Raw genomic sequence first — 11,442 nt, 5'->3', positions numbered from 1 at the left:
ACGAAATGTAGTAGACCGGATGAAACCGCCGGATCCGGCCCGGCTACCATTTTCGACGTGCTGTATCGCGCGTTCTTGCGACTCGTCGACAAGCTGCCGCTGCCCTCCTCGCGGGTGCAGCGCCTGATCGCGCTCGCGGTCATCCTCTCCCAGGCGGGCATCTCGGTGACCGGCGCCGTCGTGCGGGTCACCGCGTCCGGCCTGGGCTGCCCGACCTGGCCGCAGTGCTTCCCCGGCAGCTTCACGCCGGTCGCGGTGTCGGAGGTCCCGGCCCTCCACCAGGCGGTCGAGTTCTCCAACCGGCTGCTCACTTTCGTGGTCACGCTGTGCGCGGCGGCGATCGTGCTGGCCGTGACCCGGGCGCGCCGCCGCCGTGAGGTGCTGGTGTACGCGTGGCTGATGCCCGGCGGCACCGTCGTGCAGGCGGTCATCGGCGGCATCACGGTGCGCACCGGACTGCTGTGGTGGACCGTGTCGACGCACCTGCTCGCGTCCATGGCAATGGTGTGGCTCGCGGTGGTGCTGTACGCGAAGATCGGCGAACCCGACGACGGCATCGACACCGTGCAGGCTCCCGCGCCGCTGCGCTGGCTCACCGCACTGGCCGGGGTCGCGCTCGCCGCGGTCTTGGTCGCGGGCACCCTGGTGACCGCCGCGGGCCCGCACGCGGGCGACAAGAGCATCGAACGTCCTGTCGAGCGGTTGCAGGTCGAGATCGTCACCCTGGTGCATCTGCACTCGCAACTGCTCGTCGGCTACCTCGCTTTGCTGATCGGCCTGGCGTTCGGCCTGTTCGCGGTCGGCATCGCACCCGCCGTGCGCACCCGCCTCTTCGTGCTGCTGGGACTGGTCTGCGCCCAGGGTCTGGTCGGCATCGTGCAGTACTTCACCGACGTCCCCGCGGCGCTGGTCGTCGTGCACGTGGGCGGGGCTGCGGCGTGCACCGCCGCCACCGCCGCACTGTGGGCTTCGCTGCGCACCCGGGAACGGGTCGCTGCCCCGAAGCCGGACCCCGCGGTACAGGCGGCCTGACGAACACTGCGCGAACCGTGTGATTCGGCAGGCCACACGCTGGACGACGCGCCACTACCGCTACTGCGAGCGTGGGTTCGACGAGTTCGCCGTCGCCCCTGACGAGATTTCTTGATGCGAGAGCGAAGTCGAGGTCACCGGCGACCTGACCATCCGCGATGTCACCAAGCCGGTCACGTCGACTTCGAACTGACCAGCGTGCAGAACGACCCGACGGGCGCCCTCCGAGTCGGTTTCACCGGCACCACCACGATCAACCGCAAGGACTGGAGGGTGCACTGGAACCCGGCGGCGGGCACGGTCGCTTCGAAGGCGACGCTGGAGTTCGACCTCGCGGCGATCCGGCAGTCCCTGATTCAGAGGAAACAGCCGTGTCTTTTCACTCGGCAATATTCTGGAGGCCGAGCCCGTCGCTCTTGGGTGATTCGACGCCCGAGGGCAACGGGCTCGAACCCCATGCGAGAACGGCAAGGACATTCATGACCGATTACACGCTGCGCCCGATCGGGCACGTCGAATCCGTGCTGACCGACCCCGCCACCGCTCCCCGCCAACCCGATGAAGGAGCCCCGCCGGCCTGGCTGGTCATCGATAACCGATATGCCCGCGCCGTCGACGGACTCACCGCAGGCATGGACATCCTGGTATTGACCTGGCTCGATCGTGCCGACCGCGAAACCCTCACCATCCACCCGCGTGGTGACGCCAATCGCGCGACCACCGGCGTCTTCGTCACCCGCGCCCCGCACCGGCCCAATCCGATCGGTCTGCACAGCGTCCACGTCCTGGCTGTCACCGGAACCCGCATCCACGTCCGCAACCTCGAAGCTGTGCACGGCACACCGATCCTCGATCTCAAACCTGTTCTCACCGAGGACCGTTGACCGCTGTGGACGAGCCGTACCGGGCCGCAACCGGCCCGGTACGGGCGGTGAGCTAGCGCGGTCCGATGAGGACCCGAGCGGGCGCGCCGAACACCAGGTCACCTGGTTTCTCGCCGGTAGTGTGGTCGACCGTGTCCACGCCACACGCGCGACCCGATGCGCCGCAGCCCTTTCCCGATATCGAGCCGTATGCGCACGGACTCTTGGACGTCGGGAACGGCCAACGGATCTACTGGGAGACCAGCGGTAACCCGGACGGGAAACCCGCGCTGGTCGTGCACGGCGGGCCGGGCGGCGGCGGGCGGCGCGGCTCGCGGAAGAGTTTCGACCCGGCCGCCTACCGAATCGTCCTGTTCGATCAACGTGGCTGCGGCGAGAGTCTGCCGCATGCCTCCGACCCGTCGGTCGACCTCACGCACAACACCACGCATCACTTGATCGCGGACATGGAACGTCTACGCGAACACCTCGGGATCGACCGGTGGTTGCTCTTCGGCGGTTCCTGGGGCTCGACGCTGATCCTCGCCTACGCCCAGCGCTACCCCGAGCGGGTCAGCGAGATCGTGCTGGTCGGGGTGACCATGACCCGGCAAGAGGAGATCGACTGGCTGTACCGCGATGTCGCGAAACTCCTGCCCGCACAGTGGGAGACCTTCCGCACCGGCGTTCCCCTCGCCGACCGCCACGGCGACCTCGTCGACGCTTATCACCGACTGATCGAGAGCCCCGACGCGCAGACCCGCGAGTCGGCGGCGCGGCGGTGGTGCGCGTGGGAGGACGCGGTGATCGCGCACGAGAACCTGGGCAACCCAGGGCAATACAGCGCGAAGCCGGACGCGGCGCGAATGGCCTTCGTGCGAATCTGCACGCATTACTTCGCCAACGCGGCCTGGCTGGAGGACGGGCAGCTGCTGAGCGACGTGCACCGGCTCACGGGCATCCCCGGCGTGCTGATCCACGGCCGACTCGACCTGAGCGCCCCGCTGTACACCGCCTGGCAGCTGGCCCAGGCGTGGCCCGAGGCGGAACTACAGGTTATCGACGATTCCGGTCACACCGGCAGCACGGCCATGGGCGCCGCCGTCCTGCGGGCGATCGCCCGGTTCGCTCGGTAGCCCGCTCCGGCCTCGGCCGGGAATTCGCCCGGTGAGGGCCTTAAGTCCCGACCATCAGGGGCCACCGCCCCCGGTGCGAACCGGGTCCCCGCTGCGAATGTGGAAGTCGATCCTGTCGCAACCGCAAACGGAGACGAAATGAGCACACCAGCCGACCGTCAGTCGATCGTCGTCGGAATCGACGGCAGCCCGACCGCTGTGGGTGCAGCGCGCTGGGCCGGAGCCGTCGCGAATCGGCAGCGCGCCACGCTGGTGCTGCTGGGCGTGGTTCCCGCCCTCGATTACCCCATGACATCCTCCGCCCTGGCCGAGGTCAATCTGCTACCCGAACTCCGAGCGGCGGCGAAGCAGAAGGTCGAGGAGGCATTCGACGCCGTGCGCGCCGATCAGCCGGACATCGAGATCCACCGGACCGTCGAGGACGGCTCGCCCGCGCGCGAGTTGATCAAGCACAGCGCGGAAGCGCGCATGGTCGTCGTCGCGGCGAAACACCAGGACCGGCTCTCCACGCTGTTGCTGGGATCGACCGCGCTCACGGTCGCGAACAAGGCGGACTGTCCGGTGACCGTGTGGCGAGGCAGGCTCGACCGGCCACAGCCGGACGAGCGGCCCGTGCTCGTCGGCGTCGACGGGAGCCCAGGTAGTTCCGCGGCGCTCGGCGAGGCGTTCGAGCTGGCGTCCACACTCGGCGTCGGAGTGACCGCCTTGCACGCGTGGAACGACCCGGACCTGCTGCAGTGGACCCCGGTGCCCGACGCGTGGGATGTGCTGGCTCAGCAGGAGGAGGCGCTACTGTCCGAATGCTTGGCCGGATGGTGCGAGAAATACCCGGACGTCACGGTCACCAAAGTGGTCGAGAAGAACACGCCCGCGCAGGCGCTGCTCGCACACGCCGAGAAAGCCCAACTGCTGGTGACCGGCAGTCGTGGGCACAACCGCCTCACCGGACTCGTCCTCGGATCGACGAGCCAGAACTTGCTGCATCACGCAGCGAGCCCGGTGGTGATCTGCCGGGAGCGGTAGGACAGCGGGCTATTTCTCGCCATAGCGACCTGGCTGGTGCGCTGGGGAGTCGAGCACCGGGGCGATCATTCCCGCGACACCTGAGTGCACGGTGGCGAGTTCGTCGATCGGCCCGAGTCGGCCCTGTGAGGTCGCTCGGGCAAATCGCTCGGGTCGTGGGCGTGCGCGCGGATCAGTCCACATCCGCCGCTGATGCCCGGACCACCCGCTGGAGCGCGCGCAGGTCCGCGTCCAGCGTGCGGAACAGCCAGTACACGGCGACGAACGCGAGCCCGCCGACCGCGCACAGCCCGAGGACCGAATCACGCACCAGCGGAAGTTCCTCGGGTTCGAGCAGGCTGAATCCGGCCAGCACCCCGACCAGTGGCACGGACGCCGTGACCGCGAGATAGATCGTGGTTCTGCGGCGCAGGGTGCGGAGGACGCCGAAGTCGTGCGCCGTCGTGCGGCTGTAACGCAAATAGGTCGGATAGACACAGCGGACGATGTAGAACGTCGACAGGAAGAACGTGTAGGCGACGGAGATGACAGCCGCCATGAAGACGGTCGTCGCCGCGTGGATCACCAGTCGCGCCGGAAGATCGGTGAGCCAGAGGCAGAGGAACACCCCCGTCACCGTCGCCGTGATCCCGGTTTGAAAGGTGTTCAGCGCGCACATGTCCCCCCAGAACAGTGTTCGCGACCGCACTCGCGCGAGCAGTGCCTCGTCGTAGCGTCTGCCCTCGCGCAAGCCGCGCGGAACTGCGAGCAGATCACGCGACATATACGCGTAGATCACGATGGACAGCGGGCAGGCGATGAGGACGAAGACGTACACACCCATGTTGAGCTGCGAGTTTGTCGTATCGGTCAGGCGCTCCCTGATCAGGTCCTGCACGTGCACGGCCATGTAGATCGTCGCCAGGCCGACACCGACCAGCGAGGACAACCACAGGATGGGGGTGGGTCTGCGCGCGAGCCGTGCGCGCCAGCTGTCCGGGGGTGGATAGACGAGATCGCGGGCCCGCTGCTCCAGGCACAGATCGAGCTGTTGCGCCAATTCCGAGCCGGAGGAGTAGCGGTCCGCACGGTCGGGCGACAGACACTTCAACAGCACGCGGCGCAGCGCCATCGGGCAGTCCGGCGGCAGCTCCGACAGGAACGCTGGACCGATGGGCCGGCGCCGCAGTGCGATCATGCGGGCCAGCGACGTCTGCGAATCGCCCGCCGACGTCTCGTCCGCGAAGGGGCGGCGCCCGGTGAGCAACTCCCACAGCATGACGGCCAGCGCGAAGATGTCGCTTCTCGTATCCAGTTCCGCGGCGGTCGCAGGCAGGTCGGGGTGGCACGCTTCGAGTTGCTCGGGCGACATGTATGCCAGCGACCCGCCGAAGTACGCCAGGGGGCTGGTGCCTCGGACACGTTCGCTGAAGCTGACATTGAAGTCGGCCAGCTTCGGAATTCCCTCGGCGCTCAGCAGCACGTTCGCCGGTTTGATGTCGCGATGCAGCACCCCACGTTCGGACGCGTGCTCCAGCGCGTCCGCGAGCCGGCGCCCCAGCCACACCACGGTCTCCGGCCAAGTCAGTCCGGCGATTCTGGTCCGGACAGCCGATTCGGTCGGCCGGACCTCGCCTTTGTCGGCGAGCACCTTGTCGATGGCGTCGAGCAGCAGTTGTCCACCACGACGTTCCCGCGGCGTCGTGCGCGACAAGCGCAGCACGTCGAGCAGCGTTCCGCCGGGCAGATACTGCATGTAGAGCAGTTTCAGCTCGCCGTCGGCGATCAGTCGCTGGTCGAAGATGCGCACGATGTATTCGTGGTCGAGCTGGGCGAGCGTCTGCGGCTCGTTGCCGTGGTTGTGCGAGATCTTGACCGCGACCAGTCGCTGCATCGACTGCTGTCGCGCGAGGTACACCTGGGCGAAGGCGCCGACGCCGATACGCATCAGGAGGTCGAAATCGTCGACGCGATCGCCGACGTCGATGGCGTCGAGCGCGACTTGGGCGCTCGGCCGCGCGATCATCGTGCTGCGGTAGTCGCTGGTGATCCGGTCGAGATCCGGGTCGGCCGCCGGCGCGGTAGCGGTACCGGCCAGATCGGCGGCGTCGGCGCGGCGGCCGCTACGGCGCATGGCGTGGAATTCCTCGTACACCAGGTCCGCGGGGAACGGACCGTTTCGCAGCTCGGGGAATTCCGCGCGGTAGTCGATCAGCCGCTTCGGGAAGTGGTAGCGGAGCCAGCGGAACTCGAGGTCGACTTTGATCAATTCGATCAGCGCCGTGTGCCGCTCGGCCGGCTCGCAGGGCAGGTAGGCGGACAGATCGGGCGGGAGTCCCGATGCCCAAGCCTCGGAGAATCGCGCCACAGCGGCGGCGAGCGTCGCACGGGTCCGTTCCGCCGAATCGGCAAGATCGATGGGATCACGCATCGGTAGCTCGGAGTCAGCCACGGTCAGCCATACGGCGGCTACACACGTCGCGCCTTGCCTCGTAGGTGTTCCACATCAGCTCCTTGACGTCGAATTACCCTGCTCAAGGGTATCGCCCTCCGAAGAGGGCGGTGCCGCATCTGCGCGAGATGCGGCGGACAGGTCACTTTGCGGACAATTCGCCATTCCACCGCTCCTGGTGCCAAGAGTCGATGCCCGACTCGTGTTCTGTCGCCGCCGACACCCGAGGACGGATCGATGACGCGGACGCCGGGCAGGCCCAGGACGCGGCACCGCCGTGAGCGCGCCCGCCATGACCGCGACCAGCGGGGTGAACGGCCGCCGAGGTACCCGCACCACCGGGATGGCGAGACCGCCGAGTCAGCGCGGCGTGCCGGACCCGCGACGACCACGGCGCAAGAGACCAGCGGGGACCTGCGGCCGCGTCCACTCCCTGGCCGACCGCCGCTCACGGGTCGAGGAACAACCGCTCGTTCGGGAGGCGGGGCAGACCGGCCGGATCGCCCGGCAGCACCGTGACCGCGTCCTCGTAGTGGCGGGCGCGCCATTCCTGGACGAACAGCGCGGCGGCGCTCGCGCAGGCCGCGAAATTCAAGCGCACGTCGTGGAATTGGATCGAGAGATGGACATCCCGCTCGTGCGGCCGCGGCGACCGCTGCTCCGGTCCGGTCACCACCACCGCCGAGCGCGAACACGAATCGCCGCGACCACGACCGAGCCGGACGGCCGGAACGTATCGCGCGGCGGTTCGACCCAGACGCGGAAGCACGGTGACCGGTCTGCGGGTGACGGCAACGCGATCTGCGCGCCGCAACGCGCTACCGACACGTCCAGCCGGAACAGCTCGGCGAACAAGCCGACCTCGTCGGGCAGGTCCGGCCGCACCAGATAGGTCCAGCGCTTCGAACGCGGATGCGAGATGATCGGCCCGAGCGCGGACCGCCGGACCTGCATCAGCGCCTTCACCTCCTGTCCGAGCCGCGCGGGCATGGTGATCGCGCCCACCCGACCCGCGGGCACGATGATGCGACCGAGTTCCGGCTGCACGGCCGCCGCGAGCCCGCATTGCCGGTAGAAGCGGCACCGGCTGGCCGGGGTGTCGGCCGCCGGAAAGCATGGTTCGCTCACCGCGCGCTCTCCCCCACTGCCGCGCCGAGAGGTTCGATGCGGTGCGAGGCCACAGTGCGCGAGTCACGTCCGCGCGGCAGCCGCCACGCCATCGCGCCGAGGCGAGCGGACCCACGGACGGTTCCCCCGTGGAAAACGTCGCGCGGTGATCCGGAGCCCCGGATCACCGCTCGTCGCTGTAGCGAATCGGTCGCAGGACGCACGCGGCGCGGGGCATTCGGTAGGAATAGCGTCGGGCCGGGTTCGAACACCACCGGCTTGCCGATCGCGCCGAGTTCGTATCGGTCACCAGTCGCCCGCACCGCGATCGCGTCACCGTGCCGCTTCACGAACATGTCGTGCCGCGCGAAACCGACTGCCTCTCCCCGCATCACGTTCGCCTTCCCCTGCTCATCACGTTGTGAGCACCCGCAGCGAGAGCGCGACCAGCTTGTCGCGCGCGGACGTGCCCGTCCCGAGGGCGAGTGCTCGCACCAGCTTGGCGGGCCGCCGGAGCGGCGCTGTCCCGGTGCGGGACACGTGGCGACGCGTCTAGCATGAGGTTTCGGTCAGCATCCGGCGAGGGAGAGCCGATGAGCGAGGATCTGGGGAAAGACGAGGGCCGGTACATCGGCCGACAGGTGCGTGCCATCCGCGCGCGCCGTGGCATCTCGCAGCAGGTGTTGGCCGACCGGGTCGGTGTCAGCCGTGGTGCGATCGCCAAATACGAGAACGGTGAGCGACCGATCGATTCCCGGCGGACCCTGCACGCCCTTGCCCAGGCGCTCGGCGTCGCGGTCGGTGATCTGACCGGCGATCAGGACGACCGGTTCGACCCGTCGTCGGCAGGATTCCACGCCGCGGTAGCCGACATCGAAACCGCACTGTGGACACACGGGAACACCACGGTGGTCGGGCCGCCGCGAAGCCTGGACGAACTCACGGCTGCGACGAAGTACGCGGCCGAACTGAGGCGCGCATGCGATTACGCGAGGCTAGGGCCGTTGCTCGCGCCTCTACTGACGGACTGCTATCGCCATACTCGGGACGCCACCGGCATCGACCGTGACCGCTCCTGGGACGCGCTGGCGGCGGCCGCCTATCTCACGGCACAGTCGGCGTCGCGTCGCGGCTATCCCGCACTGGCGTGGACAGCGGCGCAGGAAATCGAACGCGCCACCGAAAACATCGGTGGCACATCGGGTCCGGCGACAGCCGCCTACACCCGAAGCCAGACGCTCTTGGCGCGCCCCGGAACTCTGCCCGCCGCACTCCAGGACGCCGAGACCACCGCCGAGCGGCTGGCACCGGACGTGCGTTCGGTCGAGGAAATCGAAACGTACGGCATGCTGCATCTGCAAGCCGCACTCGTCACCGCGGCACTCGGCGGCGACCCTGCCGACCACTTGAACGAAGCGGACGAACAGGTCGCTCGACTCGAGCACGCCGACGCGGACAACGCACTGCTGCGCAACCCGACCTTCAACGCGACAAACGTGATCCTGTGGCGCATGTCGGCGGCAATGGAACAACGCGAACCAGGTCAAGTGCTTGAACTCGCCCCCACTCTCAACCCTCACACCATCCCCGCCGAAGGCCGCCGAGCCCAATACTTCGTCGAGATCGGCCGCGCCCACGCCCTCCGCCGCGACTACCACAACTCCCTGCACGCCCTACTGCGCGCCGAACACATCGCGCCCCAACAAGTCCGGGGCATGACCCACGTCCGCGAACTCGTCGGTCACATGATGCGCACCGCCCACCGCAACCTCACCACCGGCGACCTCGGCCGCCTCGCCAAACGCATCGGCGCGGTCCCGGCATGAATCCGCACGTCGGCCGACTCCGCACCACCGGGGAGAGCACCCAGCGCATCCGGCGGACGAAATCCGTTGCAGCACAACCCTCTGCGCCGAAGCAGCGCATTCGGCCGCATAACACGAGAGAGGGGCGACGATGGACAGCGGCACCGTATGGCGTTGGAAGCCCCGCAACGGCACCGGCGTGATCGAGCTCGACGACACCAACCACACGCTCGTGTGGTTCCACGTGTCGGCTGTCTGCGGTGATCTGAACATCACCACGATCGCCGAGGGCCTATCGGTCTATGTCGAGATCGAACCGACCCCACAGGGAGGATTCGCGTGCCGCGCCACCTCGGTCCATCGACGATAACCACGCGCCAGCGGGTCGAGACGACCTAGGCGGCGTGGCACCATGAACCCGTGGACGCCAACGGAAATTCCGTGCTGTACGCCCTCGTGACCGGATCGCCCGCCGCACGCGATGTCGGCAAGCTGATCACCCTGGCACAGGCGGACGGATGGGAGGTGTGCGTGATCGCCTCGCCGTCCGGCACCGGTTTCATCGATGCCGACGCGATCCGGGCGCAGACCGGCTATCCCGTGCGCAGCGAGTACAAGCAACCGGGCACGCCGGACGTGCTGCCGCCCGCCGACGGCATCATCGCCGCACCGCTCACCGGCAATTCGATCGCGAAATGGGCTGCGGGGATCTCGGATACGCTCCTGCTCGGCCTGCTGGTCGAAGGGCTCGGCAAGGGGCTGCCGATCGTGGGGGTGCCGTACTCGAACCGCGCGCAGATCAGCTTTCCGGCGATCCAGGAGGGGATCCGCAAACTGTCCGAATGGGGCATCACCATGGTGATCGGCGAAGGCGAGCCGCATGAGCGGGGCACCGGAGAAGCACGCCTCCCCCTGTTCCCTTGGCAGGCAGCGTGGAAGGCGCTCCTTGAGCATCCGCGCCGGGATGGAGCCGAGCGCTCCGCCCCGAACTGACCACGGCCTCAGCCGCCTGATTTCGCCGTCATCCGACTCGTTTCCTCGCCGAGCATCGCGCATGGCCGAACACGTTGACCCGGGGCACTTCTCATCGCCCGACGCCGGTGTCGCATTCAGCGCACCGGGCACTCCGGAAGGTGGCAGCCGCCTGACGGTCGGCACTGTGTACCGAGCCCGGTGACCACGGGGCCGGTCATCACCTTGATGAGACTCCAGGCGTCCGGGCCGATGGTGGTATGTCACTCAGCGGACGGTAGCGCCCGGTCCGATCCACTGGTCGAACAACCGGTCCACCGTGCCGGTCGCGAGCTGGGTGGTCAAGTAGGCATCCAGCAAGGCCGCCAGCACCGGATCGTTCTTGCGCACCAGCAGCACTTTCCCGAACGAGTCGAACGGCGCTTCGGGATGCAGCACTTGCAGGTCCGGATGCTGACGGACGCGGTAGCGGCCTTCGACCGAATCGGTGACGAACACGTCGGCGCGGCCCTGCTCGACCTCGCCGAAGATCGTCAGATTGTCCGGCCACAAGGTGAGCTGCGCGTCGGGGAAGTTCTTGCGCGCGAATTCTTCGTTCGTGCCACCGCGATTGGCGATCACCCGGACGCCGGGACGGTTGATCTCCGCGATGGTCGAGTACGCCGTGCCGTTCGCGCGATGGGTGATCGGGGCCTTGCCATCGGTCCCGTAGGTGATCGAGAAGTCCGCGAACGCGCGCCGCGACGGCAGGTCGGAGATGCCACCGACCGCGATATCGCAGTTCCGCTCGGCGAAGTCCGTCTTCAGCGTCGCCCAGGTCACGGGCACGAATTCGACCGGACGGCCGAGCAGCGCGGCGAAACCCCGCGCGAGATCGACGTCCACACCGCGGTGGTCGCCGGCAGCGTCCCTGATCGAGTACGGCGGATAGTCGCCGGGCGTGCAGGCGCGCAGCGCGTTCGGAGTATCCGGCGGCTGCGCGGCCGCCGGAATCGCTGCCGCGACGAGAAGCGCGCACGCGGCGATGAGCGCCGCGCCGATCCGGCCGGGCAGCGTCACTCGGCTACGCAACG

Annotated in this window: 14 protein-coding genes; 8 read left to right on the top strand and 6 right to left on the bottom strand. The window is 68.3% G+C overall.

Annotated elements, in window-relative coordinates; genetic code table 11:
* The first annotated feature begins 57 nt into the window (after positions 1-57).
* The 5 genes from ACWEO7_RS01750 to ACWEO7_RS01730 all read left to right on the top strand — a co-directional run bounded on the left by ACWEO7_RS01750 (position 58) and on the right by ACWEO7_RS01730 (position 4,054).
* The gene (locus tag ACWEO7_RS01750; RefSeq protein ID WP_452420059.1) at positions 58-1,032 is read left to right on the top strand and encodes a COX15/CtaA family protein; all 975 of its coding nucleotides are present in this window, start codon (positions 58-60) and stop codon (positions 1,030-1,032) included.
* Positions 1,033-1,146: 114 nt separating this feature from the next.
* Positions 1,147-1,515 carry a YceI family protein gene (locus tag ACWEO7_RS01745; RefSeq protein ID WP_452420058.1) on the top strand — a complete coding sequence of 123 codons (369 nt, stop codon included), beginning with the start codon at positions 1,147-1,149 and terminating at the stop codon, positions 1,513-1,515.
* Positions 1,512-1,916 carry a tRNA (N6-threonylcarbamoyladenosine(37)-N6)-methyltransferase TrmO gene (tsaA, locus tag ACWEO7_RS01740; RefSeq protein ID WP_452420057.1) on the top strand — a complete coding sequence of 135 codons (405 nt, stop codon included), beginning with the start codon at positions 1,512-1,514 and terminating at the stop codon, positions 1,914-1,916. The genes ACWEO7_RS01745 and tsaA overlap by 4 nt, the downstream gene beginning before the upstream one ends.
* A gap of 131 nt (positions 1,917-2,047) precedes the next feature.
* Entirely contained in the window at positions 2,048-3,031 is a 984-nt protein-coding gene (pip, locus tag ACWEO7_RS01735) for a prolyl aminopeptidase (RefSeq protein WP_452420056.1), read from the top strand.
* A 138-nt stretch (positions 3,032-3,169) separates the two neighbouring features.
* The gene (locus ACWEO7_RS01730) at positions 3,170-4,054 is read left to right on the top strand and encodes a universal stress protein (RefSeq protein ID WP_452420055.1); all 885 of its coding nucleotides are present in this window, start codon (positions 3,170-3,172) and stop codon (positions 4,052-4,054) included.
* Between the two features lie 172 nt (positions 4,055-4,226).
* Here ACWEO7_RS01730 and ACWEO7_RS01725 read toward each other — a convergent pair whose 3' ends face one another.
* The 5 genes from ACWEO7_RS01725 to ACWEO7_RS01705 form a co-directional block, all read right to left on the bottom strand.
* A complete protein-coding gene (locus ACWEO7_RS01725; RefSeq protein WP_452420054.1) occupies positions 4,227-6,464 on the bottom strand; it encodes a serine/threonine-protein kinase in 2,238 nt (745 codons plus the stop codon).
* 469 nt (positions 6,465-6,933) lie between these two features.
* On the bottom strand, positions 6,934-7,158 hold the full coding sequence (locus ACWEO7_RS01720; protein WP_450014954.1) for a hypothetical protein: 225 nt from the start codon (positions 7,156-7,158) through the stop codon (positions 6,934-6,936).
* Entirely contained in the window at positions 7,155-7,613 is a 459-nt protein-coding gene (locus ACWEO7_RS01715; RefSeq protein ID WP_450014955.1) for a DNA-directed RNA polymerase subunit beta, read from the bottom strand. The genes ACWEO7_RS01720 and ACWEO7_RS01715 overlap by 4 nt, the downstream gene beginning before the upstream one ends.
* Positions 7,610-7,984 (bottom strand): hypothetical protein, encoded by a 375-nt coding sequence (locus ACWEO7_RS01710; RefSeq protein ID WP_452420053.1) that lies wholly within the window; start codon positions 7,982-7,984, stop codon positions 7,610-7,612. The genes ACWEO7_RS01715 and ACWEO7_RS01710 overlap by 4 nt, the downstream gene beginning before the upstream one ends.
* Before the next feature lie 22 nt (positions 7,985-8,006).
* Positions 8,007-8,132: a hypothetical protein gene (locus ACWEO7_RS01705; protein WP_450014957.1), complete on the bottom strand. Its 126-nt coding sequence runs from the start codon at positions 8,130-8,132 to the stop codon at positions 8,007-8,009.
* A gap of 53 nt (positions 8,133-8,185) precedes the next feature.
* Here ACWEO7_RS01705 and ACWEO7_RS01700 point away from each other — a divergent pair, with 53 nt between their 5' ends.
* The 3 genes from ACWEO7_RS01700 to ACWEO7_RS01690 all read left to right on the top strand — a co-directional run bounded on the left by ACWEO7_RS01700 (position 8,186) and on the right by ACWEO7_RS01690 (position 10,390).
* On the top strand, positions 8,186-9,418 hold the full coding sequence (locus ACWEO7_RS01700) for a helix-turn-helix domain-containing protein (protein ID WP_452420052.1): 1,233 nt from the start codon (positions 8,186-8,188) through the stop codon (positions 9,416-9,418).
* Positions 9,419-9,548: 130 nt separating this feature from the next.
* The gene (locus ACWEO7_RS01695) at positions 9,549-9,767 is read left to right on the top strand and encodes a hypothetical protein (protein WP_452420051.1); all 219 of its coding nucleotides are present in this window, start codon (positions 9,549-9,551) and stop codon (positions 9,765-9,767) included.
* Between the two features lie 50 nt (positions 9,768-9,817).
* On the top strand, positions 9,818-10,390 hold the full coding sequence (locus ACWEO7_RS01690) for a flavoprotein (protein WP_452420050.1): 573 nt from the start codon (positions 9,818-9,820) through the stop codon (positions 10,388-10,390).
* A 246-nt stretch (positions 10,391-10,636) separates the two neighbouring features.
* Here the strand turns inward: ACWEO7_RS01690 and ACWEO7_RS01685 are convergent, their stop codons facing one another.
* Positions 10,637-11,440: a transporter substrate-binding domain-containing protein gene (locus tag ACWEO7_RS01685; protein ID WP_452420049.1), complete on the bottom strand. Its 804-nt coding sequence runs from the start codon at positions 11,438-11,440 to the stop codon at positions 10,637-10,639.
* Positions 11,441-11,442 lie beyond the last annotated feature (2 nt).

Source organism: Nocardia sp. NPDC004260 (genome assembly GCF_053603155.1).
The sequence above is the reverse complement of the archived record's forward strand: the minus strand, read 5'-3'. Positions and strand labels throughout refer to the sequence as shown.